The organism is Streptomyces sp. NPDC020801, assembly GCF_044334385.1.
In the GTDB taxonomy this organism is placed as follows: domain Bacteria; phylum Actinomycetota; class Actinomycetes; order Streptomycetales; family Streptomycetaceae; genus Streptomyces.
On sequence record NZ_JBIRST010000011.1, the window covers coordinates 63,146 to 89,294 of the forward strand.

Here is a 26,149-nt window from a genome sequence, read left to right on the forward strand (position 1 = left end):
CACCGATGCCCCCCGACATCACGAGGAACCGTTTTGAACGCCACCCCCACACCCCCCGGCCACTCCCACACCCACGAGGCGGCCGAAACGGTCCCCCGCCAGCCGACCCGGGCCTGGCACGCCGACGTGCCGGACGCCGGGGCCAACGATCTCCTGGACCACCCCGACCCCTGCACCGCCGCCCAGGCCGCGGCGGTGGAGAACCTCCTGCGCTGCTGGGTGCGCGAGACCGGCACCGCCGCCCCCCGCGACGACACCCTCCGCATCCCCCTGCCGGCCAGCGGCACGGTGCTGCTCGTGCCGGTCCGCCACTGGTCACCGACGGGCTGGCACCGTTTCGGCCTGCCGCGCCTGGCCACCGCCCCGGAGGACTCCCCACCGGCCGACGCGGTCACGGTCGCCGCCCTGCTCACCCGGGAGGCCCCCACCACGGCCGCGCAGACCGGGGCCGAGCCCGCCCACGCCGAGCCAGCCGGTACGGACGCCGTCGATCTGGTGGCCCGTGTCGCCGACTCCGTCCGCCGCACCGCCCTCTTCCTCAGCGACCGCCGGCAGCACCCCGCCGACGGGCCCGACATCTTCCTCTCCGCGGAACAGGCCCTGGTGCTCGGACACCCGCTGCATCCGAGCCCGAAGAGCCGCGACGGTCTGTCGGAGGGCGAAGCGGCCCCCTACTCGCCCGAGTTGCGGGGCTCGTTCCCCCTGCACTGGCTGGCTGTCGCCCCCTCCGTCCTCGCCGCCGACTCGGCCTGGACCGAACGCGGCCGAATCGTCCCCGCCGACCGGCTCACCGCACGGCTGGCCGGAGCGGGGCTGCCGTTGCCCGAGGGATACGCCGCACTGCCGCTGCACCCGTGGCAGCTGCGCGAGGTGCGGCACCGCAGGGACACGGCGGCGCTGCTCGACGCGGGGCTGCTCCGCGACCTGGGGCCCTGTGGCCCGCGCTGGCACCCGACCTCCTCCGTGCGCACCGTCCACCGCTCCGGCGCGGCCGCCATGCTCAAGCTGTCGCTCGGCCTGCGCATCACCAACTCCCGCCGTGAGAACCTCCGCAAGGAACTGCACCGTGGCGTCGAGGTCCACCGGCTGCTGCGCGGCGGCCTGGCGCGACAGTGGCGGGCCGCGCACCCAGGGTTCGACATCGTCCGCGACCCGGCCTGGCTCGCAGTCGACGACCCCGGGAGTGCTCCAGGGGGTGCTCCCGTACCCGGGCTGGACGTGATGATCCGGCACAACCCGTTCAGTCCCTCGGACGACGTCTCCTGCGTCGCCGGGCTCGTGGCGCCCCGCCCCTTCCCCGGGACCGGCGCCGCTCCGGCCGTGCGGTCCAGGCTGGCCGACGTCGTCACGCGCCTCGCCGTGCGCACCGGGCGTCCGCAGGGCGCCGTGGCCGCCGAGTGGTTCCTGCGCTATCTCGAACAGGTGGTCCGTCCCGTGCTGTGGCTGGACGGCGAGGCGGGGATCGCCCTCGAGGCCCACCAGCAGAACACGCTCCTTGTGCTGAACGCCGACGGCTGGCCCACGGGCGGTCGCTACCGCGACAACCAGGGCTACTACTTCCGCGCCTCCCGGCAGGCCGAACTCGACGCCCGGCTGCCCGGCATCGGTGAGCGGAGCGACACCTTCGTCCCCGACGACGTCACCGACGAACGCTTCGCCTACTACCTCGCACTCAACAACGTCTTCGGCCTCATCGGCGCCTTCGGCTCCCAGCGGATCGCCGACGAACGGCTGCTGCTGGCCGCCTTCCGCCGCTTCCTCGGCGACCTCGCCTGCGGCCCCGCCCGGACCCGCTCCACCCTGCCGACCCGCCTGCTCGACTCCCCGGTCCTGCGCTGCAAGGCCAACCTGCTGACCCGGCTGCACGGGCTCGACGAACTCGTCGGCCCGGTCGACACCCAGTCCGTCTACGTCACGATCGCCAACCCCCTGCACTTCTGACCCGTCCTCCGAGAGGAGCGCGCCATGTCTCCCACCGACGCCGGCGCCGCCACCGGCCGCGCACCGGCCCCCGCCCCCACGATCGCCCCCGGTGCCGACCCGGACACGGTGCGGGCCGTCCTCGACGCCGGCCCGAGCGCGACGGGCACGGTAACCCGCCCGGAACCGGCCGCCGCGGCCGTCGGCACCGAGGCCGTCGGCACCGCGCCCGCCGGCACCGGGACCACCGCGCCCGCCGGCACCGGGACCACGGTGGCCGCCGGCACCGGGACCACGGTGGCCGCCGGCACGAAGGCCGCCGCGCACGCAGCCGTGGACGCACCCGTGCACGCACATGTGCACCTGGACGCGCCCGTGGACACGGACGCGCGGGGCGCCGGCGGGCACGCGGAATCGAGGGACGCGCGCGCGCAGACGCGGGACGCAGACGCGCACACGGACGCAGCCCCGCACGTGGACACCGACAGCGAGGACACCCTCGATCTGCGCCTGCCCGACGACTTCGTCGCGCTCTTCGCCCAGACGACGGCAGGCGACCCCCCGCCCGCGGCCGACCTCCTCGACGGCGTCGGCGACTGGGGCCCCACCACCACGCCGGTCGGCGTCTTCCGGCTGATTCCCGTCCGCATCGAGCGCGACCTGCCCGTCGTCAGCCGCTGGATGAACGATCCCGCGGTCGCGGAGTTCTGGCAGCTGGCCGGTCCGCAGAGCGTGACCGAGGCCCATCTGAACGCGCAACTCGGCGGCGACGGACGCAGCGTTCCCTGCATCGGGCTGCTCGACGGCACCCCGATGAGCTACTGGGAGATCTACCGGGCCGATCTCGACCCGCTGGCCCGCCACTACCCCGCCCGGCCGCACGACACCGGCGTCCACCTGCTCATCGGCAGCGTCGCCGACCGCGGCCGCGGACTCGGCGGCACCCTGCTCAGAGCCGTGGCCGACCTCGTCCTCGACCGGCGCCCCACCTGCGCCCGGGTCGTGGCGGAACCCGACCTCCGCAACGCCGCTTCCGTGGCCGCCTTCCTGACCGCCGGTTTCCGCCTCTTCGCCGAGGTCGACCTGTCCACCAAGCAGGCCGCCCTGATGGTCCGGGACCGGCCCCTGCGTCATCTGCTGTGAGGGCGGGCCACTGCATTGTTCGTCACCGCCCAGGTCCCCGCCTTGATCGCCCGTTTGTCAGTGCCGAGCCTTAGGGTGGTCGCGCTATGACGAAGCCCTCACTCCCCGAACTCCTGCATGCCGCCGTCACCGCCGTCGGCGGCACGGAGCGCCCCGGCCAGGTGACCATGGCCCAAGCCGTCGCGGACGCGATCGACGACGGCTCGCATCTGCTGGTCCAGGCCGGCACCGGCACCGGAAAGTCCCTCGGCTATCTCGTGCCGGCGCTCGCCCACGGGGAACGGGTCGTCGTGGCGACCGCCACCCTCGCCCTGCAGCGCCAGCTCGTCGAGCGGGACCTGCCGCGCACGGTCGACGCCCTGCACCCACTGCTGCGCCGCCGCCCCGAGTTCGCGATGCTGAAGGGCCGGTCGAACTATCTCTGTCTGCACCGTCTGCACGAGGGCGTGCCACAGGACGAGGAGGAGGGACTGTTCGACCAGTTCGAGGCGGCCGCGCCCACCAGCAAGCTGGGCCAGGACCTGCTGCGGCTGCGTGACTGGTCGGACGAGACGGAGTCCGGCGACCGTGACGACCTCAGCCCCGGTGTGTCCGACCGGGCCTGGGCACAGGTCTCGGTCTCCTCCCGGGAGTGCCTGGGCGCCTCGAAGTGTGCCTACGGCGCCGAGTGCTTCGCCGAGATGGCCCGCGAGCGCGCCAAGCTCGCCGAGGTCGTCGTCACCAACCACGCGCTGCTCGCGATCGACGCCATCGAGGGCGCGCCGGTCCTGCCGCAGCACGAGGTGCTGATCGTCGACGAGGCGCACGAACTGGTCTCCCGGGTGACCGGCGTCGCCACCGGTGAGCTCACGCCCGGCCAGGTCAACCGTGCGGTGCGCCGCGCCGCGAAACTGGTCAACGAGAAGGCCGCCGACCAGCTCCAGACCGCCGCCGAGGGCTTCGAGCGGCTGATGGAGCTCGCCCTGCCCGGCCGTCTGGAGGAGATCCCGGAGGACCTCGGCTACGCGCTGCTGGCGCTGCGGGACGCCTCCCGCAATGTGATCTCGGCACTCGGTGCGACCCGCGACAAGTCCGTGCAGGACGAGGACGCGGTCCGCAAGCAGGCACTGGCCTCCGTGGAGAACGTGCATGACGTGGCGGAGCGGATCACCAACGGCTCCGAGTGGGACGTCGTCTGGTACGAGCGCCACGACCGCTTCGGCGCATCGCTGCGCGTCGCGCCCATGTCCGTGTCGGGTCTGCTGCGGGAGAAACTGTTCGCGGACCGCTCGGTCGTCCTGACCTCCGCCACCCTCAAGCTCGGCGGCGACTTCAACGGCGTGGGCGCGTCCCTGGGCCTTGCTCCGGAGGGCACGGAAGGCGATGACGTCCCGCAGTGGAAGGGTGTGGACGTCGGCTCGCCCTTCGACTACCGCAGGCAGGGAATCCTGTACGTCGCCAAGCACCTGGCGCGTCCCGCGCGGGACGGCGACCGCGGGGACATGCTCGACGAGCTGACGGAGCTGATCCAGGCGGCGGGCGGCCGGACGCTCGGTCTGTTCTCCTCGATGCGGGCCGCCCAGCTCGCCGCGGAGGAGCTGCGCAGCCGCATCCCCGAGTTCCCGATCCTGCTGCAGGGCGAGGAGACGCTCGGCGAACTGATCAAGAACTTCGGGGCGGACCCGAGGACGTGTCTCTTCGGCACGCTGTCCCTCTGGCAGGGCGTCGACGTCCCCGGCCCCAGCTGTCAGCTGGTCGTCATGGACAAGATCCCGTTCCCTCGTCCCGACGATCCGTTGATGAGCGCCCGGCAGAAGGCCGTCGAGGACGCCGGCGGGAACGGCTTCATGGCGGTCGCCGCCACCCACGCGGCGCTGCTCATGGCCCAGGGTGCCGGGCGTCTCGTACGCGCCTCGGGGGACCGCGGCGTGGTCGCCGTACTGGATCCACGGCTGGCCACGGCCCGGTACGGCAGCTATCTGAAGGCGTCGCTGCCCGACTTCTGGTGCACCACGGACCGCAACCAGGTGCGGAAGTCCCTGGCAGCCATCGATGCGGCGGCGCGGCAGGGCGAGGAGCAGCAGACGGCGGCGAAGTGATCGCGGGGTAGCCCGACCCGGCGCCGGGTCGGGCTACCCCGCGATCCAAAAGGCCCGTGACCAGGCCCTGCACGGCTGGAGCGCGCACGTCGTCCCACGCCTCCACACGCCAGAGGCCGCCCGGACAGCACAGGGCCCCGGAACCGGCGCAGGGGTCCCGGGGCCCGATCAGGAGGCGGGCGGGTCGGCCCGCCCGCCGCGGCTCTCACACGCGCCGCAGCACCGCCACGACCTTGCCGAGAATGGTCGCGTCGTCGCCCGGGATCGGCTCGTACGCCGCGTTGTGCGGGAGGAGCCAGACGTGGCCGTCCTCGCGCTTGAAGCGCTTGACGGTGGCCTCGCCGTCGATCATGGCGGCCACGATGTCGCCGTTCTCGGCGACCTGCTGGCGGCGGACCGTGACCCAGTCGCCGTCGCAGATGGCGGCCTCGATCATCGAGTCGCCGACGACCTTGAGGACGAACAGCTCACCGTCGCCGACCAGTTGCCGGGGGAGGGGGAAGACGTCCTCGACCGACTCCTCGGCGAGGATCGGGCCACCGGCGGCGATCCGGCCCACCAGCGGGACGTACGACGCGGCCGGCTTGCCCACGGTGTCCGTGGGCTGCAGGGTGGTGGCCTGGTCAGAGCCGCGGACCTCGTAGGCGCGCGGGCGGTGCGGGTCGCGGCGCAGGAATCCCTTGCGCTCGAGTGCCATCAGCTGGTGTGCGACCGAGGAGGTGCTGGAGAGGCCGACCGCCTGGCCGATCTCGCGCATGGACGGCGGGTAGCCCCGCCGCTGCACGGAGTCCCGGATGACCTCGATGACCCGGCGCTGCCGGTCGGTCAGGCCCGAGCTGTCCGCCCGGATGCCTGGAGGTCGGCCCGGCAGGGAGCGCTTGTGCCCCTCGGGATTCACGGCTTCGTTCATCGCATGCACCGGCTCGAGTCGGCCCTGGGAGCGGTCCTGGGCAGTGATGGTGGCACTGTCTGCGGTGGTGGTCACGTCGTCGGCCCCTCTCGATGGTCTCCCTCCGGCACAACGGTAGTTGCTTTCGAAAGGTTGCGCCAAACACACGTTCGAGTGAAAAACCGCGGATTGCCTGACTTGATCATGTGTCCGGGTGTATAGCCGACGGATTCCCTGGCGGCCGAAAGGCACATCGCCGTACTTTTCGCCGCTGGGGTGGCCACCTCGCGGGGTGCCGCCCAGTCTGCCATCCGGCCTCCCGTCAACCGGGGGCCGGTTCCCGCCCGCCCGGAAGTCCCGCGCGTCCTCCGTGCGGCGCCCACGGTATCTCCGCAAGTGTCCGGGTGGTACGGCTGTGCACCGGCGTGTTTTCCGTGGTGGCGCGGGCAGACGGCTCGTGACCGCCCGCGTGCGACACGCGCGTATGGATGTGCATGTACGAGCCAATCCCCACATCTAGTGGTTGGATGGCTACAGCAGCCCACAAGTTGTGTTCCCCCCGGTCTTCGGCCCGCCGATCATCGCCTATGCTTGGGGCTGCTTCGCGGGGCTCCTGGGGCCCGGCGAGGCTATTGAGTCTGCTGTGAGGAGGGTTGGAGTCCATGCACTGCCCCTTCTGCAGGCACCCCGACAGCCGCGTCGTCGACAGTCGTACGACGGACGACGGCACGTCGATCCGCAGGCGCCGCCAGTGCCCTGACTGCTCCCGTCGGTTCACGACCGTGGAGACGTGCTCGCTCATGGTGGTCAAGCGGTCCGGAGTCACCGAGCCCTTCAGCCGTACCAAGGTCATCAATGGTGTGCGCAAGGCATGCCAGGGACGGCCTGTCACCGAGGACGCACTCGCCCAGCTCGGCCAGCGGGTCGAGGAGGCCGTGCGGGCCAGTGGAAGCGCCGAGGTGGCCGCTCACGACGTGGGACTGGCCATACTCGGCCCCTTGCAGGAGCTCGACCTCGTCGCCTACCTGCGATTCGCGTCCGTGTACCGGGCGTTCGACTCGCTCGAGGACTTCGAGGCCGCCATCGCGGAACTGAGGCAAGGGGCGCGACGCCCCGCCGCGGAACACGAGGACGGCGGCGACGGCGGAGGCGACGGCGTCGCGAGGAGCCGGGAAGACGATCGCGGGTGCGGAGGGGCGACCGAGGTCCCCGTGCCCGCAGCCGCCGCCGACTGATCGGCGGGCCGGCCAGGACCGTGCGTCCGGGCCCGGCCCGCGGCGGCGAGGAAGACGGTTGCGGGCGAAAGTGACAACGGTTCCCGCAACATCAGACAGAACACCGTGTCTCCGGAACATCGGGGCACTTCAGGGCGTTTTCGCCCGTAGAGGGAGGCGGCATGACAGAGACGGCGAGCGGTCCGGCACGAGGTTCCCGAGCCAAGGGCGGCAAGGCGGGGAACAAGGGACTGCACATCGAGCGCATCCACACCACCCCCGGAGTACACCCGTACGACGAGGTGGCCTGGGAGCGCCGGGACGTCGTCATGACCAACTGGCGCGACGGCTCGGTCAACTTCGAGCAGCGTGGCGTCGAGTTCCCCGACTTCTGGTCGGTGAACGCGGTCAACATCGTCACCAGCAAGTACTTCCGCGGTGCCGTCGGCACCCCGCAGCGCGAGGTCAGCCTGAAGCAGCTGATCGACCGCATCGTGAAGACGTACCGGAAGGCCGGTGAGGACCACAAGTACTTCGCCTCGCCCGCCGACGCCGAGATCTTCGAGCACGAGCTGGCCTACGCCCTCCTGCACCAGATCTTCAGCTTCAACAGCCCCGTGTGGTTCAACGTCGGCACCCCGCAGCCGCAGCAGGTCTCGGCCTGCTTCATCCTGTCCGTCGACGACTCCATGGAGTCGATCCTCGACTGGTACAAGGAAGAGGGCATGATCTTCAAGGGCGGCTCCGGCGCCGGCCTGAACCTCTCCCGCATCCGCTCCTCCAAGGAGCTGCTGTCCTCCGGCGGCAACGCCTCCGGACCCGTCTCCTTCATGCGTGGCGCCGACGCCTCCGCCGGCACCATCAAGTCCGGTGGAGCAACCCGCCGCGCCGCCAAGATGGTGATCCTCGACGTCGACCACCCCGACGTGGAGGACTTCATCGAGACCAAGGTCAAGGAGGAGGAGAAGATCCGCGCCCTGCGCGACGCGGGCTTCGACATGGACCTGGGCGGCGACGACATCACGTCCGTCCAGTACCAGAACGCCAACAACTCCGTCCGTGTGAACGACGAGTTCATGAAGTCGGTCGAGCAGGGCGGCAGGTTCGGCCTGCGCGCCCGTATGACGGGCGAGGTCATCGAGGAGGTCGACGCCAAGTCCCTCTTCCGCAAGATGGCCGAGGCCGCCTGGGCCTGCGCCGACCCGGGCATCCAGTACGACGACACCATCAACCACTGGCACACCTGCCCGGAGTCCGGCCGGATCAACGGCTCGAACCCCTGCAGCGAGTACATGCACCTGGACAACACGTCCTGCAACCTGGCCTCGCTGAACCTGATGAAGTTCCTCAAGGACGACGGCAAGGGCAAGCAGTCCTTCGAGGTCGAGCGCTTCTCGAAGGTCGTCGAGCTGGTCATCACCGCGATGGACATCTCGATCTGCTTCGCGGACTTCCCGACGCAGAAGATCGGCGAGAACACCCGCGCCTTCCGCCAGCTCGGCATCGGCTACGCCAACCTCGGCGCCCTGCTGATGGCGACCGGTCACGCCTACGACTCCGACGGCGGCCGCGCGCTGGCCGGTGCCATCACCTCCCTGATGACCGGCACCGCCTACAAGCGCTCCGCCGAACTCGCCGCGGTGGTCGGCCCGTACGACGGCTACGCGCGCAACGCCCAGCCGCACCAGCGCGTCATGAAGCAGCACGCCGACGCCAACGCCACGGCCCCCCGCATGGACGACCTGGACACCCCGGTGTGGGCCGCCGCCACGGAGGCCTGGCAGGACGTGCTGCGCCTCGGCGAGAAGAACGGTTTCCGTAACTCCCAGGCGTCCGTCCTCGCCCCGACCGGCACCATCGGCCTGGCCATGTCCTGCGACACCACCGGTGTCGAGCCGGACCTCGCGCTGGTCAAGTTCAAGAAGCTGGTCGGCGGCGGATCGATGCAGATCGTCAACGGCACCGTCCCGCAGGCCCTGCGCCGCCTGGGTTACCAGGAGGAGCAGATCGAGGCGATCGTCGCCCACATCGCCGAGCACGGAAACGTGATCGACGCCCCCGGCCTCAGGCACGAGCACTACGAGGTCTTCGACTGCGCCATGGGCGAGCGCGCCATCTCCCCGATGGGCCACGTCCGCATGATGGCCGCGATCCAGCCGTGGATCTCCGGCGCCATCTCCAAGACGGTCAACATGCCGGAGACGGCGACCGTCGAGGAGGTCGAGGAGATCTACTTCGAGGCGTGGAAGCTGGGCGTCAAGGCGCTCGCCATCTACCGCGACAACTGCAAGGTCGGCCAGCCGCTCTCCGCCAAGAAGAAGGAGGAGGAGAAGGCCGAGATCACCGAGAAGGCCGAGGACACCATCCGTACCGCGGTCGAGAAGGTCGTCGAGTACCGCCCGGTCCGCAAGCGCCTCCCGAAGGGCCGTCCCGGCATCACCACCTCCTTCACCGTCGGCGGCGCCGAGGGCTACATGACCGCCAACTCCTACCCGGACGACGGTCTCGGTGAGGTCTTCCTGAAGATGTCCAAGCAGGGCTCGACCCTCGCGGGCATGATGGACGCCTTCTCCATCGCCGTCTCGGTGGGCCTGCAGTACGGCGTGCCGCTGGAGACGTACGTCTCGAAGTTCACCAACATGCGCTTCGAGCCGGCCGGTATGACGGACGACCCGGACGTGCGGATGGCGCAGTCGATCGTCGACTACATCTTCCGCCGCCTGGCGCTGGACTTCCTGCCCTTCGAGACGCGCTCCGCGCTCGGCATCCACTCCGCCGAGGAGCGTCAGCGTCACCTCGAGACCGGCTCCTACGAGCCGGCCGACGAGGAGGTCGACGTCGAGGGCCTGGCCCAGTCGGCGCCCCGGCAGACCGACCTGAAGGCCGTCGCCACGCCGATGGCCGAGGTCGAGGCGGCCAAGCCCGCCCCGAAGCAGGCGCACACCAGCGCCGAACTGGTGGAGATGCAGCTGGGCATCCAGGCCGACGCCCCGCTGTGCTTCTCCTGCGGCACGAAGATGCAGCGGGCCGGCTCCTGCTACATCTGCGAGGGCTGCGGCTCCACGAGCGGCTGCAGCTGACGCGGCCGAGCTGACGGAGACGTCCTGAGGTAAGGGGCGCCGGCCCATGGCCGGCGCCCCTTACGCGTGCCGGGGCGGCCGGAGGGTGGCGCGGACCGGCCGCGCGGCTGCTCCGGCTACTGCAGGTGCGCGCGGCCCATGCTGCGGGTGAACGTTGCCGGGTCGTCCTCGAAGCCGTGGACGCCCGGGCGGAACACCCAGTTCCCCGGCTCGTCGCGCACGAACTCGGCGACCGCCGCCGCCGTCGCCCCGGGCACCCCGCCGAAGTCGTCCTCGGCGAGGACGGTGTAGCCCTCCCGGATGCGCAGCCCCGGGCCGAGCACGTCGACGAAGGTGCGGTGCGCGGCGCGCTGCTGGATGACGACGCCGACCACCACGCGCGTGTACCGCTCGGCGAGGCGTTCCAGCTCCAGGGTCATGACCTCGTCCCAGCCGAAGCCCATGCCGTCCCTGCTGTCCCGGTCCAGATGGATCGTGCCGTCGGGCGAGCGGCTGTCGAAGTGCACCACATAGGCGGGAGCACCGTACGGATCGCCCGCCAGGTAGGTGGCGGCGACGACGTCCAGATCGGTGGGCGGCTGCCCCGCGGGACTCGGGTCCCACTTGAGCGCCACCTCGACTTTGCGGATCCCCTTGCTGAGCCCGCTCACCGGACTCCCCCTTCCCGGTCCCCGTGCGCCCCTGTGCCCCAACTCTCGGATCGTGGGCGCTCGTTGTCCATCGTGCCACGCACGCGGGGGCGCCTGCGCGGGCGCTGTCCCCACGAGAGTGACCGAGGCCACGCTCCTGGGCCTTACGATGGCGCGGTGCTGGTCAAGTGGATTCGCTGCACCGTGGTGGATCGCCGCGGCTTCGAGCGGGGGCAGCGAAAGTGGGCGGGGCTTCTGGGGGAGCCGGGGTTTCGGGGGCAGGGGGGTGGCTGGAGCCGGCGGCGGCCGGGTGTCGCGCACACCTTCGCGTTCTGGGAGAGCCGCGCCTTCTACGACTCCTTCATGGCTCGTTCCCACGACCGGCTGGCAGCGGCACAGACCGGCACCTTCAAGGACGCCCAGGTCCGGCTGTTCGACTACCGGTTCGATGTGAAGACCGGGTTCGAACCGCGCTTCACCGACGCCGACCTGCTGCGGGTGGCCCTGTGCCGGGTGCACCAGGAGCGCGCCGAGCACTTCACGCAGATGCAGGAGAAGGTCTGGAACCCGGCGATGGCCGGCTCGCCCGGCATGGTCCGCGGCCTGTTCGGCGAGGCGCCGGGCAGCGAGTTCCTGGTGCTCTCCATGTGGCAGTCCTCCGCGGAGCACGGCAAGTACCGCACGGAGCGCGTGGAGCGGCTCGCGCTGCGGGCCCAGACCGAGGCGGACGTCGCGGCCCTCACGGGCGACATCGTGGAGCTGGAGCCCACCTGGACGGTTTGATTCCCGGACCGGCACATCGTGTGCCCAGTGTGGTACACGATGCACAATCCGTGTGACCTACGCCGTACGAGCGCCGCTCGAGTCCTCGATCGGCCGTCACCCGATCTAGTGTTCTGGCATGGCACGACCACGGCGCATCGTCCTTGTCCGGCACGGCGAGTCAACGGGCAATGTTGATGACTCCGTGTATGAACGCGAGCCCGACCACGCACTGGCCCTGACCGAGCGGGGCCGGCAGCAGGCGGAGGAGACGGGCAAGGAAGTGCGGGAGGTGTTCGGGCGTGAGCGCGTGAGCGTGTACGTGTCGCCCTACCGTCGCACCCACGAGACCCTGCGCGCCTTCCACCTGGACCCCGACCTCATACGGGTGCGCGAGGAGCCCCGGCTGCGCGAGCAGGACTGGGGGAACTGGCAGGACCGCGACGACGTACGCCTCCAGAAGGCCTACCGGGACGCCTACGGGCACTTCTTCTACCGCTTTGCCCAGGGGGAGTCCGGAGCCGACGTATACGACCGGGTGGGCGGTTTCCTGGAGAGCCTCTTCCGCAGCTTCGAGGCCCCCGACCACCCGCCGAACGTGCTCCTGGTGACGCACGGCCTGGCGATGCGGCTGTTCTGCATGCGCTGGTTCCATTGGACCGTCGCGGAATTCGAGTCGCTGTCGAATCCGGGGAACGCGGAGATGCGGATGCTCGTTCTCGGGGGCGACGGCAAGTACACGCTGGACCGGCCGTTCGAACGATGGCGGGATCCGGAACCCTACGGGATCAGCGGATGGAGTGGCTGAGCGATGACCCCTGACTCCGTGCCCGCCGGGCGCCTGGAGCGCGCCCTGTCGGGCCTGCGTGGACTCGCGGTGGGGGACGCGCTGGGCTCGCAGTTCTTCGTCCCGGCGAACTACCCGCTGCTCAGGCGCCGGGAGCTGCCGTCCGGCCCGTGGCGGTGGACGGACGACACGGAGATGGCCTGCTCCGTGGTCGCCGTGCTGGTCACCCACCACCGCGTCGACCAGGACGCCCTGGCGCGGTCCTTCGCCGAGAACCACGGATCGGACCGGGGCTACGGCGCGGGCACGGCGCGGCTGCTGGAGGAGGTCCGGGCGGGCGGTGACTGGCGCGCGCTGGCTCCCGCGCTGTTCAAGGGTCACGGATCGTGGGGGAGCGGCGCCGCGACCCGCACCGCCCCGCTCGGCGCCTGGTACGCGGACGACCCGGAGCAGGCCGTCCACCAGGCCGAGATCTCCGCCTACCCGACGCACCAGCACCGCGAGGCCGTGGTCGGCGCCATGGCCGTCGCCGCGGCCGCCGCGCTGGCCGCCGCCCCCGGCGGCCCGCCGAGCGCCGAGGCCCTGCTGGACGGCGTCCTCGCCTTGGTACCGGCCAGGAGCGCCGTGGGTGCCGGCCTGCGGCGCGCCCGCGACATGCTCGACTACGACGACGCGGTCACCGTCGCCGCGGTGCTGGGCTGTGGACGGCGCACGACGGCCCACGACACGGTGCCCTTCGCGCTGTGGTCGGCCGCCCGGCATCTCGGGGACTTCGAGGACGCGTTCTGGACCACCGCCCAGGCCGGCGGTGACGTGGACACCACGTGCGCCATCGTGGGCGGTGTGCTCGCCTCGGGGAAGGCGGGGGCCCCGCCCGCGGAGTGGGCCCGGCGCACGGAGACACTGCCGGAGTGGGTTCCGGCCGTCGGCTGACTTCGACTCCAGCTCCGATTCCGATCCCGATTCCGACTCGGAACTCGGACTCGGACCCGTTCTGCGAACTCTCCGTGTTCGGCGGGAACTCTGTGTGACAGGTGGTCGTTGTACCGGCAGCGGCCCCACGACGCGTGGTCGTGCAGGGGCCGGTGACAGCCCAGGGGGCACGGGGGCGCGGGACGCAGGGGGGTGGTCGGTCGTGCGGTGGTGGCTGGTTCCGGTTGTCGAGCCGCTAGCCGCGGCCGTTTACGCCGTCTGCGTCTGCGTCTACGCCGTCCGCATCTGCGTCTGCGCCGTCTGCGTCCTCCGGGCCGTCACGGCCGGGATGCGGCGGGTGGCCTCGGCCGCTCCAGCCCGGACAGGCGGAGCCGGTGCACCGGGCCGGCCTCGTGGGTTGCCAAGGGGCGGACTCCGGCCGGGCGTCCGTCGGGGCCGGCCGGACGTCCGCCGGCGGGCCCCCGTGGTGCCCGCCGGCGAACCGGCCCGCCACGCCCCGGCCCGTGGTGGCCGTGTGTCAGCCGGTCCCCGGACCCGCCGTTCCGGCCAGAGCCTCGAGATCGCTCTTGCGGACCCGGATCACCAGCCAGGCGGTGACCAGGGCGAGCGCGGCCATCGCCGCGGCCGGGACGAATGCGGTGGAGATCCCTTGGGGCAGGACCTCGTGTCCCCAGGGCGCGGGCAGCTGGTGGGTCTTGGCGAACTCCGCCTTCTGCTGCGCCGACCCGTCGGCGAGGAACTTCGGCAGCTGTTTGTTCGCCTCGTCCTTGCTGGCCGAGCCGAATACCGTGGTCAGGATGGACAGTCCGAGCGAACCCCCCACCTGCTGGGTGGCGTTGAGCAGACCGGAGGCGGCACCCGCCTCGTGCTGGGCGACACCCGAGACCGCGGTGACCGTCGCGGTCACGAAGTTCAGCCCCATGCCGAAGCCGAACACCAGCATCGGTCCGAGCACCACGCCGAGGTAGGAGCTGCCGGGACTGATGAAGGTCTGCCAGACAAGCCCGATCACCACGAACGCCGAGCCGGTGAGCATGAAGGGCTTGGGCCCGAGCACCGGAAGGAAGCGCTGCGACAGACCCGCGCCGACCGCGATGGCCACGGTGACCGGAAGGAAGGCGACCCCGGCCTTGATCGGGCTGTACCCCAGCACGTTCTGCACGAAGAGCACGATGCAGAAGAACATCCCGAACATCGCCGCGGCCAGGCTGAGCATGATGACGTACGTGCCCGTGCGGTTGCGGTCGGCGAACATCCGCAGCGGGGTGATGGGCTCCTTGGCCCGCCGCTCGGTGAGCGTGAAGGCCAGCAGCAGCAGCACCACCGCGGCCGCGAAGGACCCGAGCGTCAGACGGTCCCGCCACCCGTCCTCCGAGGCGCGGATGAACCCGTAGACGAGGGCCGCCATGCCCGCCGTCGAGGTGAGTGCGCCCGCGAAGTCGAACCGCCCGGGGTGGCGCTGGGACTCGTTGATGTAGAGCGGTGTGAGCAGCGCGATCAGCACACCGATCGGCACGTTGACGAAGAGCACCCAGCGCCAGTCGAGCCACTCGGTCAGCGTGCCGCCGGCGAGCGGTCCGATGGCGCCGCCGCCCGCGGAGACCGCCGCGAAGACGCCGAAGGCCCGGTTCCGTTCCGGGCCTTCGGAGAAGGTCGTCGTGATGAGCGCCAGCGAGGTCGGCGACGCGATCGCGCCACCCATGCCCTGCAGGGCGCGCGTGGCCAGCAACTGCCAGGGTTCCTGGGCGAGTCCGCCCAGCAGCGAGGCGAAGGTGAACAGCAGGATGCCGGTCATGAAGACCCGGCGGCGGCCCAGGATGTCACCGGCCCGGGCACCGAGGAGCAGCAGACCACCGAAGGTGAGCGTGTACGCGCTGACGACCCAGGTGAGGTCGGTCGTGCTGAACTTGAGCGCGTCTTGAATGTGCGGGAGTGCGATGTTCACGATCGTCGCGTCGGGAAGCGTCGGGCCATGTGTTCTGAGGTTCCGAGTTCAGCTTGCCCGCTGACGGCAGCCCTTGGTTCGGGGCGGAGGCTTCGCACGGAGCTTCTGCCCCGCGTGGCGTGAGGAGTGGCCGGAAGCCTGCGGTAATGCTGCGGGCGCCGTACGCTCGAATCATGAGTGCCGACATTGGCAAGCGGCTCCAGGAAGTACGCAAGCGACGTGGCATGACGCAACGTCAGCTTGCGAGCGAGTCCGGCGTGTCCCTGTCCTTGATCAGGAAGTTGGAGCAGGGGGAGCGGGCTGACACGCGTCTGGAGACCGCGCGCCAACTGGCACACGCGCTGCGAGTGCCGACGACAAACCTCCTCGCCGACCATGAGGACGAGCCGGAAGCGGCGCCGGGGGCGGATGATCGCTGGGAAGGCGTCCGGCGTGCGCTCGTGGCTCCTGTGCGTGCGGACGGGATGGCCGAAGAGCCGACCGTGGACGGCGTGCGGCACGCCCTTGAATCCGCCCTGCCGTTGTTCTCCAGCGATCGTTTCGCGGAGCTGAGCGTCATCCTTCCGCCCTTGCTGCGGGACGCTGACCTCGTCGCCGAGACAGGCGCGGAGGGTCGGGAGGTGCGCGTGCGGCTCGCACAGCTCACAGGGTGGCTGCTCACTCAAACTCGGCAGTTCGAGGCTGCTGACATCGCCCTTTCCCGATCCTTGGAAGATGCCTCGGACCGGCTTCAAGGAGCGGCAACGGTCAACACACAGTGCTGGCTGCTGCTGCGGCGTGGTCGTCTGGCTGAGGCACGCGAACTGGCCACGCGGTGGGCGGACGACGTGGAACCTCGCATTTCGCGGGCGACTCCGGCGGAGCTGAGCGCGTGGGGCTGGCTGCTGCTCCGGGCCTCCGCTGCGGCGATTCGGGACAACCGGCCGGGAGAGGCTGAGGACGCGCTGCGCTACGCCAACTCGGCGGCGGTCGCGATGGGGCGGGAGTTCGCTCCACGTGACGACTTCTTGCAGGCGTTCGGCCCGGTCACGGTGGCTCTGAAACGGGCCGAGAACGCCATGATCGTTGATAAGCCTGACTTGGTGCTCAAGCTTTCGGCACGTATCCCGACGGGCGGTATGCGCCCCACATCCAACAACCGCAACCGTCACCTCCTGGATGTCGCGGAGGCGCACGCCCGATCACACGACTACGCGAAGACCGTAGAAGTCCTTCAGGGCATCCGCGCGGACGCTCCTCAATGGCTGCCCAACCAGCGTTACGCGCGGGACATCTTCGGCCGAGTGATCGGTCGGCGGCGCACTCTCACCCCGGAGATGCGGAGCCTTGCCGACGCGATCGGCGTCCCGTTGTGACGCCCTGTGGCACTTCGCTCTGACACCTCGCCAAAGTGCCATTGAGGTGCATTCGCGTCACTACGTAGCGTCATTGACATGGCGACTCAAAGCAGCACAGCACAAACGGCCGTCCCTGAGCGCGGAGAACTGATGTACGACCCGGCAAGACGGAAAGTCGGGGAGTATCAGGACATGGCCGGTCCGTACGCCATGCTGCGCCCGGTGGGTGGTGGCCGGGAATGGGAGGCGAACCCCGCCGTGATCCGCCCGGCTACTCCTGCGGAGCGGCTCAGCGCGAACGTGAAGGCGGCCAACCTGCGAGCGGAGCGGGAGCGGTGAGCGTCCGGTCGGTGATTCGCCATGAGACGTGGACGCTCACTCCGGACCGTGAGCCGGATGCGGAGCCGACCACGTACGCGATGGAGTGCGCGGTGTGCGGTGAGTCCTCGGACGGCAGCGAGGACTTCGCGGACGGGCAGAGCTGGGTGTTAGAGCACTGCGGCACCCTTCGCACCACACGTTCCGGGAGATCATCATGCGCCCGTGGCGCACTTGGCGGCACGCGTGATGCGCCGGGTGGTGAGCTGGTTGGCCCTCTTCACGGGCCCGCTGCTGATCATCATGGTCTCTGGCTCGTGCGGCTTCGTGCTGGGCGTCGCTGCCGCGTCCGGTTCCCCGCTGCCGTAGATCTCCCGTCCCCGCCGGACGTAGCTGACGAGACTCCCCCGACTCAGAGAAGCCCCGGCGGGGCGGGTCTTTCCGCAGGTAGTGGCGCGGTGTGGCGCACCGCCGGCCGTAGAGGCTTTGGACGGGAGCTGCCATGGGGCGAGTGAACAGGGGGCCTTACGCTCGCCAGCGGATCGGGCAGTCTTTGGGACCTGCCCGCGATAGCCCGATCGGCCCCCTGTTCTTAGAGGCTCGCCCCATGGTGGCTGTCTAAAGCCTCGTAGGCCGTCGGCCCCAGCCCAAGAGGGTTTACTCCCCGGCATCGTCCGTGCTGGGGCTGTCCATGTTCGGTTACTCAGTGAGGTGCATGTGAAGCACTGCGATGATCAGTTCGCGCCCCCGCCGGAGATGCAGGCGGAAGCGTGCCGCGTGGCGGGGGTGGAACCGGACGTCTCTCCCGCGTTGGTGCTGCGCTGCGAACTGGAGGCGCATGAGGGGCCTGATCATGCGGCGGGGATCGTGGAAGCGCAGGACGCCACGGGCCGTATGACGTGGGTGTGGTGGCGCTCGGGAGTGGAGATGCGCAATCCGTGCATGGTGCGCCGGTTCGGGGATGAGACACGGGTGGACAACGTCGTGTGCGGCCTGTTCGAGGGGCACGAGGGTGAGCACGCTTGGCCCTAGCGGGCAGCTCACACCTGAGTCTCGTGCCGGGCGGCGGCACCCCGGACCGGACCGGCCGAAGGCCGCACGCCGGGGAGGGGAGCGCAAGCCGCCCGGCACTTGGAACGGGCTTGATCGGTATTCCGGCTGTGTGTCCGCCTTGTTCGTACTGCGCGCTGAGTGGCGGGGCCGCCGCAGCGGTGGCGGAGACAGGGAGCGGCGGCGGCCCCGGCCGCCAGCGCGCGCGGTCCGCCGAAGGCGGGCCGCCTGGAGTAAGTGAAGAAAGATTCCGACACGGCTTCCGCAGGCACATGGTCCGGGGCGTTACCGGCTGACCGCGCCCCCTCCAGTCACACGCAGGCCGCCCGCCATGTCGGTTCAAGTGCCCTGCCCTCGACCGAAATTCGCTCGCGTTGGGTTGGCGCTCATGCGATCATGGGTGTTCGAGCGACGAGCCCTTTCGGCGATTCTCATACACAAACTTAGACACAGACTTCTTCAGCAGACATCACATACTTCTTCTGCCTTCTCTGTCTTCGCTCTCATTCACGCCGCCTCGACACGCTCTCACACTCACACCTGACACTTCATCACTTCGCATCCAAAGGACATCAGACATGACTCACGCCCGCGCCTCGGCTCGCGCTCCTCCCTGCCCGTCTGTTCTGGAGGTGCCCTGTGCTCAACGCCTCGCATGAGGTGACTCATTCGACCTTCCGCTCTGCTGCGCTGGAGCGTGAGAAGCGTCTGCGGCTGCTGCCCGATGCTGATCGGGACATCATCCGCCTCGCGCACGACCCCCTGTTTCCGCGCTTGCTGGAGCAGATCAAAGCCGTCGGGGGTTGTGCCCATCCGGTCTATCTGTCCGGCTCCACGATCACCCACGACACCCTGACGGGTGAGGTGATCTCGTCCTACTCGACCGCCGGAGAACCGGGCGAGCGGCTGGCCGTCCACTGCCGTAACCGCCGTGCCTCGGTCTGCGCGCCGTGTGCCTACCTGCATGCGGGTGACACGTACCAACTGATCCGGGCGGGTCTGTCGGGCGGCAAGAACATCCCCAATGCCGTCCGGGATCAGCCGCGCCTGTTCGTCACTCTGACGGCACCCTCGTTCGGAGCCGTCCATCGCTTCCGAGATAGCCAGCGGTGCCGACCGCGAAGGGATGGCGGTCTGTGTGAGCACGGGCGTTCTGTCGGCTGCGGCCTGGTCCACACTGAGGATGACCCGGTGCTGGGCCGTGCACTGTGCGCTGATTGCTACGACTACGTGGGCCACGTGCTGTGGCATGCGCACGCGGGGCGACTGTGGGACCGGTTCACGACCGCCGCACGGCGTCACCTCGCCTCCGTCGCAGGGATACCGCGCTCACGGCTCGGTGATCACCTGGTGGTGTCCTTCGCGAAGGTGGCCGAGTACCAGAAGCGGGCGGCGATCCACTTCCATGCGGTGGTCCGCCTCGATGGTCCGGCCGGTCCCGGTGACCCGTCTCCGGCCTGGGCCACGCCCGAACTGTTAGCTGATGCCGTTCACGCGGCTGCCGTGTCTGCGAACGTGCGTGCCCCGGAATCAGATGCCTACGGGGACGTACTGCTTGTCTGGGGGCGACAGCTCGACGTACGGCCAATCCGGGCCTTCGCGGACGGCGAGGGACCCACCGATGACGCTGTGGCCGCTTACGTGGCCAAGTACGTTTCCAAGGGCACTGCCGAGACCGGTGCCGGATTGGACTACCGCGTCACCGGTCCCGATGACATCCACGCGGCGGTTGTCACACCCCACGTGCGGGCCTTGATGGCCACCTGCTGGCGTCTGGGAGGCCTGCCCGAACTGGAACACCTCAGACTGCGAACCTGGGCTCGCGGCCTTGGCCACCGGGGTCACATCCTCAGCAAGTCCCGCCGCTACTCGACCACGTACACGGCGCTGCGCGAGGAACGAGCTGCACACCAGCGGGCTGATATCGAGCCGACTGGCAACCCGACTGTCGTCACGGAATCGAATTGGCGCTACGTCGGCTCCGGCTACACCCCCGGTGCTGCCCGGCTCGCCGCCGGCATCGCCGAGGAGATCGCCACAAGCCGCGAACTGGTCCGTGAGGAAATGGCGGATCGGGGGTTCGAGGCATGAGCCGGAAACGGATCGATCGTCGGGCCGACGGATCCACCGTCACGGAAGTTTGGCGTACGGCTGACTGGGGTCCTGCTGAGCGCAGGCGGCTTGCCCGGCTCCTCTTCAGGCATCTGACCGAGAAGGAAGGTAATGCTTCTGAGAGGAACGAGAGTTGATGGAATGGAACCTGGCCACGACGCAAGGCGTGAAGGCTAAAGTAGCCGCACAAGAGAACGACCCCGGAGAGACGTTGGCGCGCGCTCCGGGGTCGGGCCAACCGACAGGCTGGCCTGCCAGTCGCGAAGGGACTGACATGACCCATCCTCTCACGTCCGCTGTCAAGGTCGTGGACACAGCTGTCAAGGGTGCTCACCTCCGGGCCGTCGACTACCTCAGAGTGTCGACCGAGGAGCAGGCCAAGGGCTACGGCATCGCCTACACCGGTAAGAAGACGGCGCAGTACATCCACAAGAAGGGGTGGGAACACATTGCCACCTATGCCGACGAGGGAGTGAGCGGGAGTCTCGAAGCGCATGAGCGAGACGACCTGAAGCGACTCATGCAGGATGTCCGGCAGGACCCCCGGCCCTTCGATGTCGTGGTAGTTCCTGAAGGCCGTGCGATTGGTCGTACCGGGCGGGCATTCTGGCGCTGGGTCTGGGAACTTGAAGATCTTGGCGTCTACGTCGCCGTTGTAAAGGGCGACTACGACAACACAACCGTCGACGGCCGTAAGAAGATGCGCAAGGATGCCGACTACGCGGAAGAAGAGCGTGAGGTTATCCGAGATCGCACGCAGGGCGGTGTTCAGGAAAAGGCAGAAGAGGGCGGCTACACGGGCGGTACTGTCCCGTATGGGTGGCGAGTCCAGGATCAGGGCGTGAAAGGGCAGAGTCGCCTCATCCTCGATGTGTATCAAGAGGGTGAGTGTCTGACAGGTGAAGCAGTCGCTGTCCGCAGGGCCTATGCGCTGATCGTCGATGAGGGGCTGAGTTGGACTGACGCGGCTGCCAAGTTGAATCTTGAGGGTTTGGTGACTCGCTCGGGAGCGCCGTGGTCGAGTGAAAATCTGAAATGCCGCATGATGTCACGTGCCGTACTTGAGGGTGTCCAGGTTTTCAGGGATGTCGAGTCAAGGGATTCCCGGTACGGTCGCGGTGCAAAGGTTGACTCCGACGGAAACCCGCTTTACGGGGCGACGGTCACGATTCGTCTGGATCCTGTGCTTGACGAAAAGCGGGTGCAGAAGCTGAAAAATGCCGCTGAGAAGATTACAAAGCGGCGCTCACCGCGAAAAGGGAGGAACATTTACCCGCTCTCTATGAGGATTGAAAGCCTTTGTGGCTCCTATTACGTAGGTCGAGTGCAGTCCTCCACGGGTGAGCGCACCTATGTCTGCTCTGGGAAGCAACCGAAGTATGCCGGGGCTCCCGTATGTAAGTGCAGTCAGATAAACGCCGAACAGATCGAGGCTGAGGTCTGGGGCCGTACCGCCAAGATATTTGGTGATCCGGACGAATTGATGGCCCTTGCCTCTGAGTGGATTGATGTGACCCTCGGAGGTAATTTGGCGCATGAAGACCGAATCGAAGACATTGATCGCAACATGGCAGTACAAGAAAAAGCGATTGCCGCCGTCATGGGGATGACGGCGAAGCAGGCTGCGGAGATGGGCTTGGAAGGTGAGGCGGCGCAAGATTTGGTTGCGGCCGCAGTCAAGCCGCTGACTGAGGAATTGGCGCGGCTGAAGAAACTCAAGAGTGAAGCCGTAGCCTGGCAGTTGGAAACCCTTGCAGCCGAACAGCGGGCGCGAGATCTTCGGTCGCTGGCTGAGCTGGCCCGTACGGAAATGCCCAGCATGCCGCCTGAAGATCAGGCAGGGGTGATTGACCTGGCAGACATCAGGGTCCGGATTCAGGGGCCGGTCCCGGTGAAGAAGGCGGGCAAGGAATGCTCAGTTGGCGCGTGGTTCCGGGAAAGCAGCCTGGGGATTCCCCTAGGGATTACCGATGATGAATGGGCTCTGATTGAGCCGCTGGTGAAGAAGACTGGCCGAGGGTCTGGAAAGAAGACTGATCTTCCGCTGAGGGATGCAGTCGAAGCCATCCTGTGGAAGGGGCGCACGGGGGAAGGGTGGAGCGAGGCTGCTGCGCGCATGCAGCGAGGCGCAAGCAAGTCCCTCATGTCGCGCTGGTCAAGGTGGACTGACGACGGGACCTGGGGCCGTGTCGTAGTCGTCCTTGCTGGCGCTGAGACGGCTCCGGTGCCGGACGTGTCCACGGCGGTTGGCCTGCCTGACCTGGAGATTTCGGGGGCCGTTGAGCCTCGGCTCCTTTTGGAGGACTCCGAGACTCATGATCAAGCTGTCGCGTCGAGTACCACCATGAGTTGGCAGGCGGCGATGACGGTGAGCGCGATACCGGGATGCCCCTCCCGGCGGGCCGCACCCGGCTTCTGTTCCTGAATCAGCTGAGAGGTTGTCACCATGGTCCCCCACAAAAGCGTTAGTGAACGAAAGCGTTCACTGTGGCGTCAGCGGTAGTGAGCCCCCAGTAGTGAACGCAAGCGTTCACTCAAGGGTTCGTCGTGCGGCTCGTCCCCTCGCCGCTGCTGCATGGCGCCCGCATGCCCGCAGTCCCCGCTCCCCGCTCCCTGGAGACAACAGATGGTCACCTCCCCCTGGACGGCCGCCCCCGCTCAGGCGGCCTCTCTCCGCCGACGTGGGGCCGTACTCGAACGCGCGATCCTTGACGCCGCCCTGGAGCAGCTCGGCACGGTCGGCTGGAAGGGGCTCACCATGGAGGGGGTGGCCGCCGGCGCCCAGACCGGGAAGGCCGCCGTCTACCGGCGCTGGCCGTCCAAGGAGGACCTCGTCGCCGACGCGCTGCAGGCAGGACTGCCCCGTGTCGAGGAGGCGGCCGACCTCGGAAGTGTGCGCGAGGACCTGCTGGCGCTCTGCCGGCAGGCCCGGGAGGCGATGTACTCGCGTCCCGGCTTCGCGCTGCGTGCAGTGATTCACGAATGCGACCCGGCTCGGGCGGAGCGCTTCCATGGGGTGATCTTCGGAGGGGTGGTGGAGCCGACTGTCAGGCTCCTGCGGGAGGTGATCACCCGTGGAATCAGGAGAGGAGAGGTCCGGCCCGACGCCGCGAACGGCTATGTCTACGACGCCATTCCGGCCATGATGATGTACCGCTCGAAGATGTGCATGAGTGAATGGACCGATCAAGACCTTGAGGAAATGATCGACCAGTTGATGGTTCCGCTGCTACGTGCGACCGGGCCCTGAGCGACGGATCGCCAGACGCTGCGGTCGCTGAGGGAAACCGGGGTGTCGCTGCCGGATCCGGGCGGCGTACGCTAAGGGCGCCATGCCGTACGAACCACCCACCCACACCGTCGAGCGCTCCCTCAGAGCCACGACCGGCGCGAAGGTCATTGCCGGTGTCGACGAGGTCGGGCGCGGTGCGTGGGCCGGCCCCGTCACCGTCTGCGCGGCGGTCACCGGACTGCGCCGCCCCCCCGAGGGCCTCACCGACTCCAAGTTGCTCACCGTCAGGCGGCGCACCGCGCTCGCCACGGAACTACGGCAGTGGGTGACGGCGTACGCCCTCGGGCACGCCTCTCCGGAGGAGATCGACGACCGGGGCATGACCGCGGCACTGCGGCTCGCGGCGGTGCGCGCCCTGGAGGCCCTGCCCGTCCGTCCGGACGCGGTCATCCTCGACGGGAAGCACGACTACCTCGGCGCCCCCTGGCGGGTCCGTACGGTCATCAAGGGCGACCGGTCCTGCGTGGCTGTCGCGGCGGCCTCGGTGATCGCCAAGGTTCACCGCGACAAAATGATGGCCGAACTGGGTGTCGACCATGCAGACTTCGGTTTTGCGGCCAACGCCGGATATCCGTCGCCCGTGCACAAGGCCGCGCTGGCGGAGCGGGGACCCACCCCGTACCACCGGCTGTCGTGGGCGTATCTTGATGCGCTGCCCCGGTGGCGGCACCTCAAGAAGGTCCGCGGCTGGGCGGACGGAGGCGTTCCGGAGATCGAGGGTCAGCTCGGCTTCGATTTCTGACCGTACCGCTCGCCCCGATGTGGCACCCGCCCGCGCGAGCCGCACCAACGTTTGATAAATATCAGCCCATGCCTCTCCTTCCCGAGGAGCCTCAGATTCACGAGAGTGCCCAGGGTCCCCGCGTCACTCCGGCCACCGGCCGTACCGCGCCGACCCCCCGCCCCGTACCCGGCCCCCGCCCCGCGGCTCCGTCGCGCCCCGGTCGTCCCGGTCCCCTGCGGCCCGCGCCGCCGGTGCAACGTACGCCGCGGGACGTGGCCGTGACCAAGCCCGGACCGTCGGGTCCCGCTGCCCCCACCGCCTCGGCGGCTCCGCAGATCCAGCTGATCCCGGCCTCGGCCGAGGGTGCGGTCGACGCCGCCGAGGAAGCCGTCGACCTGCTCCTGGAGTCGGGCCGCGCACCCGGCGACGTGCTGGTGATCACCACCGGTGACCCGCACCCCTGGGCCGCCCACGAGCTGTCCTTCGGCGAAGCGTCCTACTGGGCGCAGCACGACGCGGGCGACGACGTCTTCTACACGGACGCCGCCGTGGCCGATCGTGCCGCGCCCCGTCCCGTGGTCGTGGTCGCCGTCAACGGTGGCCCGGCCGACGCCGCCGCCACGGTCCTGCCCGTGGCCCACTCCCGGGCCGGCGCGCTGCTGATCGTCTGCGGCGACCCGCAGCAGATCAACTCGGTGCCCGGCGCGGGGGTCTGAGCCGTCTCCGTGCCTCCGGGGCCTTCCTGGCCGTCCGGGGGAACGGCCGGCGAGGCGGAACGGCCCCGCCGCGGCAGCATCATGCGGCGGGGGCTTCGGCGTGCGCGGACCAGCGCGCCGAGCACCGGGGGCCGCCGTCGTGCGCGCACCTGCGGTTCGGCCGACGGCGGGCGCCCCGGGCGAGCGCCGCGGCAAGCCCTGCGCCGGCGAGGCGCACGGAGGCGGGGCTCAGTGGTGTCTGCGATGCCCGGACGCCGGGGACCAGTGGTGGTGCGGCCGGTGTCAGCGGGCCGCTGCCCGCCGCAGCACCTCGGAGGCCGCGCCTCCGGTGCGGGGCGGCGGGGGCGGTGCCTCGGCGATGCCGAAGGATTCGGGTGCCGAGTCCGCGTTCGGGCGACGACCGCCGCGGCCCTCCCCGAGGACCTGCCAGCCGTCCCGGGTCAGCGTGATGTACGCCCCGCAGCGCAGCCCGTGGAGGGTGCAGGCGTCACGCAGGCCCCACATCCAGGCGCCGTCCTCCTCCGTCCAACGCCCTTCGCCCTCGCGGCAGTAGAGCAGCACGGCGGTGCGCACCGGAGTCCGGCGCCGCAGGTCGTGCGGGATGACCCGGCGCAGCTGTGAGAGCAGGGCGTTGCGGAACATCCAGCCGTCGGCGAGCGCCGGACGGCGGACGAACGAGGCACTCGCCCGCAGCCGCTCATCCGCGTCGAGGACCGCGACCACCGCGGTGGCGGGCTCGGGGCGGTGCCGGGCGTGCAGCCCGCTGACGACCTCCCGGGGGTTGCGCAGCAGCGGGATGCCCGCGGCGGCCCACTCCGCGGGTTCGAGCACGCGGTGGGCGGAGGCGGCGGACGTCGACAGCGATGCCGCCGAGGACGGAGCGAATCCGAAGGTCACGGTCCTCCCTTCGGCTACGCGCCCACACTGAGGGCGGGGTCGGATTCGGGGGAGCGCACACCGCAGCAGAGCCCTACCTGATCACGGTCGAGCCGTGCGGGGAGCGGACTTCAATTCTTCCTGTCGAACTTGGATGCGGCAACGAGCAATTGAGGTTGCCGACCAATATCGGATGACCCGTGGCTTATATCCCTACCCAGTGTCATGCCGTGCGACGCCTGAGCCGCTTGCCCCTACACGTTCCTACGCCACGAGGACCCCAGCGGTCCAGAGGGATGCACCACCCTGTCACCGGCCTGCCACCCACAGCAGCGGCCGCCGGA

19 protein-coding genes and 2 pseudogenes are annotated in these 26,149 nt (G+C 69.5%); 17 read left to right on the plus strand and 4 right to left on the minus strand.

The genetic code is table 11. The features are described 5' to 3' along the window. Positions 1-33: 33 nt before the first annotated feature. From ACH4UM_RS22960 to ACH4UM_RS22970, 3 genes are all read left to right on the plus strand, one after another. Positions 34-1,941 (plus strand): IucA/IucC family protein, encoded by a 1,908-nt coding sequence (locus tag ACH4UM_RS22960; protein WP_398182237.1) that lies wholly within the window; start codon positions 34-36, stop codon positions 1,939-1,941. Between the two features lie 453 nt (positions 1,942-2,394). Further along, positions 2,395-3,063: a GNAT family N-acetyltransferase gene (locus ACH4UM_RS22965; protein WP_398182915.1), complete on the plus strand. Its 669-nt coding sequence runs from the start codon at positions 2,395-2,397 to the stop codon at positions 3,061-3,063. Positions 3,064-3,149: 86 nt separating this feature from the next. Next, a complete protein-coding gene (locus ACH4UM_RS22970; RefSeq protein WP_398182240.1) occupies positions 3,150-5,141 on the plus strand; it encodes an ATP-dependent DNA helicase in 1,992 nt (663 codons plus the stop codon). A gap of 205 nt (positions 5,142-5,346) precedes the next feature. Here the strand turns inward: ACH4UM_RS22970 and lexA are convergent, their stop codons facing one another. Beyond that, positions 5,347-6,126, minus strand: coding sequence for a transcriptional repressor LexA (lexA, locus tag ACH4UM_RS22975; protein ID WP_398182243.1), 780 nt, complete (start codon positions 6,124-6,126; stop codon positions 5,347-5,349). A gap of 566 nt (positions 6,127-6,692) precedes the next feature. Between lexA and nrdR the strand changes: the two genes are divergently transcribed. Continuing rightward, a complete protein-coding gene (gene nrdR, locus ACH4UM_RS22980) occupies positions 6,693-7,265 on the plus strand; it encodes a transcriptional regulator NrdR (RefSeq protein ID WP_398182246.1) in 573 nt (190 codons plus the stop codon). A gap of 161 nt (positions 7,266-7,426) precedes the next feature. Then, complete coding sequence (locus tag ACH4UM_RS22985) at positions 7,427-10,324, plus strand: vitamin B12-dependent ribonucleotide reductase (RefSeq protein WP_398182249.1); 2,898 nt, start codon at positions 7,427-7,429, stop codon at positions 10,322-10,324. Positions 10,325-10,440: 116 nt separating this feature from the next. On the opposite strand, the gene ACH4UM_RS22990 is transcribed toward ACH4UM_RS22985, so the two are convergent. Continuing rightward, positions 10,441-10,974 carry a TerD family protein gene (locus ACH4UM_RS22990; protein WP_398182252.1) on the minus strand — a complete coding sequence of 178 codons (534 nt, stop codon included), beginning with the start codon at positions 10,972-10,974 and terminating at the stop codon, positions 10,441-10,443. Positions 10,975-11,130: 156 nt separating this feature from the next. On the opposite strand from ACH4UM_RS22990, the gene ACH4UM_RS22995 reads away from it, so the two are divergent. From ACH4UM_RS22995 to ACH4UM_RS23005, 3 genes are all read left to right on the plus strand, one after another. Then, entirely contained in the window at positions 11,131-11,736 is a 606-nt protein-coding gene (locus tag ACH4UM_RS22995) for a YdbC family protein (protein WP_398182255.1), read from the plus strand. A 118-nt stretch (positions 11,737-11,854) separates the two neighbouring features. Then, positions 11,855-12,523: a histidine phosphatase family protein gene (locus ACH4UM_RS23000; protein ID WP_398182257.1), complete on the plus strand. Its 669-nt coding sequence runs from the start codon at positions 11,855-11,857 to the stop codon at positions 12,521-12,523. Between the two features lie 3 nt (positions 12,524-12,526). Next, positions 12,527-13,435 carry an ADP-ribosylglycohydrolase family protein gene (locus ACH4UM_RS23005; protein ID WP_398182259.1) on the plus strand — a complete coding sequence of 303 codons (909 nt, stop codon included), beginning with the start codon at positions 12,527-12,529 and terminating at the stop codon, positions 13,433-13,435. Between the two features lie 517 nt (positions 13,436-13,952). On the opposite strand, the pseudogene ACH4UM_RS23010 reads toward ACH4UM_RS23005, so the two are convergent. Beyond that, positions 13,953-15,392: pseudogene (locus ACH4UM_RS23010) on the minus strand (MFS transporter); the annotation flags it as partial. A 161-nt stretch (positions 15,393-15,553) separates the two neighbouring features. On the opposite strand from ACH4UM_RS23010, the gene ACH4UM_RS23015 reads away from it, so the two are divergent. The 9 genes and pseudogenes from ACH4UM_RS23015 to ACH4UM_RS23055 all read left to right on the plus strand — a co-directional run bounded on the left by ACH4UM_RS23015 (position 15,554) and on the right by ACH4UM_RS23055 (position 24,929). Next, positions 15,554-16,735 (plus strand): helix-turn-helix domain-containing protein, encoded by a 1,182-nt coding sequence (locus ACH4UM_RS23015; RefSeq protein ID WP_398182261.1) that lies wholly within the window; start codon positions 15,554-15,556, stop codon positions 16,733-16,735. A 174-nt stretch (positions 16,736-16,909) separates the two neighbouring features. Further along, entirely contained in the window at positions 16,910-17,056 is a 147-nt protein-coding gene (locus tag ACH4UM_RS23020) for a hypothetical protein (protein WP_398182264.1), read from the plus strand. Positions 17,057-17,260: 204 nt separating this feature from the next. Beyond that, complete coding sequence (locus ACH4UM_RS23025) at positions 17,261-17,404, plus strand: hypothetical protein (protein ID WP_398182267.1); 144 nt, start codon at positions 17,261-17,263, stop codon at positions 17,402-17,404. 408 nt (positions 17,405-17,812) lie between these two features. Then, entirely contained in the window at positions 17,813-18,067 is a 255-nt protein-coding gene (locus ACH4UM_RS23030) for a hypothetical protein (RefSeq protein ID WP_398182270.1), read from the plus strand. Positions 18,068-18,724: 657 nt separating this feature from the next. Beyond that, positions 18,725-20,176, plus strand: a complete 1,452-nt coding sequence (locus tag ACH4UM_RS23035; protein WP_398182272.1) for a replication initiator — start codon at positions 18,725-18,727, stop codon at positions 20,174-20,176. 295 nt (positions 20,177-20,471) lie between these two features. Then, positions 20,472-22,376 (plus strand): annotated as a pseudogene (locus ACH4UM_RS23040) (recombinase family protein); the annotation flags it as partial. A 447-nt stretch (positions 22,377-22,823) separates the two neighbouring features. Then, entirely contained in the window at positions 22,824-23,447 is a 624-nt protein-coding gene (locus tag ACH4UM_RS23045; RefSeq protein ID WP_398182275.1) for a TetR/AcrR family transcriptional regulator, read from the plus strand. An 82-nt stretch (positions 23,448-23,529) separates the two neighbouring features. Then, positions 23,530-24,231 (plus strand): ribonuclease HII, encoded by a 702-nt coding sequence (locus tag ACH4UM_RS23050; RefSeq protein WP_398182278.1) that lies wholly within the window; start codon positions 23,530-23,532, stop codon positions 24,229-24,231. 68 nt (positions 24,232-24,299) lie between these two features. Next, a complete protein-coding gene (locus tag ACH4UM_RS23055) occupies positions 24,300-24,929 on the plus strand; it encodes a hypothetical protein (protein ID WP_398182281.1) in 630 nt (209 codons plus the stop codon). Between the two features lie 282 nt (positions 24,930-25,211). On the opposite strand, the gene ACH4UM_RS23060 is transcribed toward ACH4UM_RS23055, so the two are convergent. Next, positions 25,212-25,826 (minus strand): hypothetical protein, encoded by a 615-nt coding sequence (locus tag ACH4UM_RS23060; protein ID WP_398182284.1) that lies wholly within the window; start codon positions 25,824-25,826, stop codon positions 25,212-25,214. Between the last annotated feature and the right edge of the window lie 323 nt (positions 25,827-26,149).

What these genes read in the sequence shown, in the direction of transcription:
- ACH4UM_RS23045 (WP_398182275.1), top strand. Translation starts at nt 22,824, where the DNA reads ATGGTCACCTCCCCCTGGACGGCCGCCCCCGCTCAGGCGGCCTCTCTC.
- ACH4UM_RS23055 (WP_398182281.1), top strand. Translation starts at nt 24,300, where the DNA reads ATGCCTCTCCTTCCCGAGGAGCCTCAGATTCACGAGAGTGCCCAGGGT.
- ACH4UM_RS22985 (WP_398182249.1), top strand. Translation starts at nt 7,427, where the DNA reads ATGACAGAGACGGCGAGCGGTCCGGCACGAGGTTCCCGAGCCAAGGGC.
- ACH4UM_RS23000 (WP_398182257.1), top strand. Translation starts at nt 11,855, where the DNA reads ATGGCACGACCACGGCGCATCGTCCTTGTCCGGCACGGCGAGTCAACG.
- ACH4UM_RS22970 (WP_398182240.1), top strand. Translation starts at nt 3,150, where the DNA reads ATGACGAAGCCCTCACTCCCCGAACTCCTGCATGCCGCCGTCACCGCC.
- nrdR (WP_398182246.1), top strand. Translation starts at nt 6,693, where the DNA reads ATGCACTGCCCCTTCTGCAGGCACCCCGACAGCCGCGTCGTCGACAGT.
- ACH4UM_RS23020 (WP_398182264.1), top strand. Translation starts at nt 16,910, where the DNA reads ATGGCCGGTCCGTACGCCATGCTGCGCCCGGTGGGTGGTGGCCGGGAA.
- ACH4UM_RS23005 (WP_398182259.1), top strand. Translation starts at nt 12,527, where the DNA reads ATGACCCCTGACTCCGTGCCCGCCGGGCGCCTGGAGCGCGCCCTGTCG.
- ACH4UM_RS23050 (WP_398182278.1), top strand. Translation starts at nt 23,530, where the DNA reads ATGCCGTACGAACCACCCACCCACACCGTCGAGCGCTCCCTCAGAGCC.
- ACH4UM_RS23015 (WP_398182261.1), top strand. Translation starts at nt 15,554, where the DNA reads ATGAGTGCCGACATTGGCAAGCGGCTCCAGGAAGTACGCAAGCGACGT.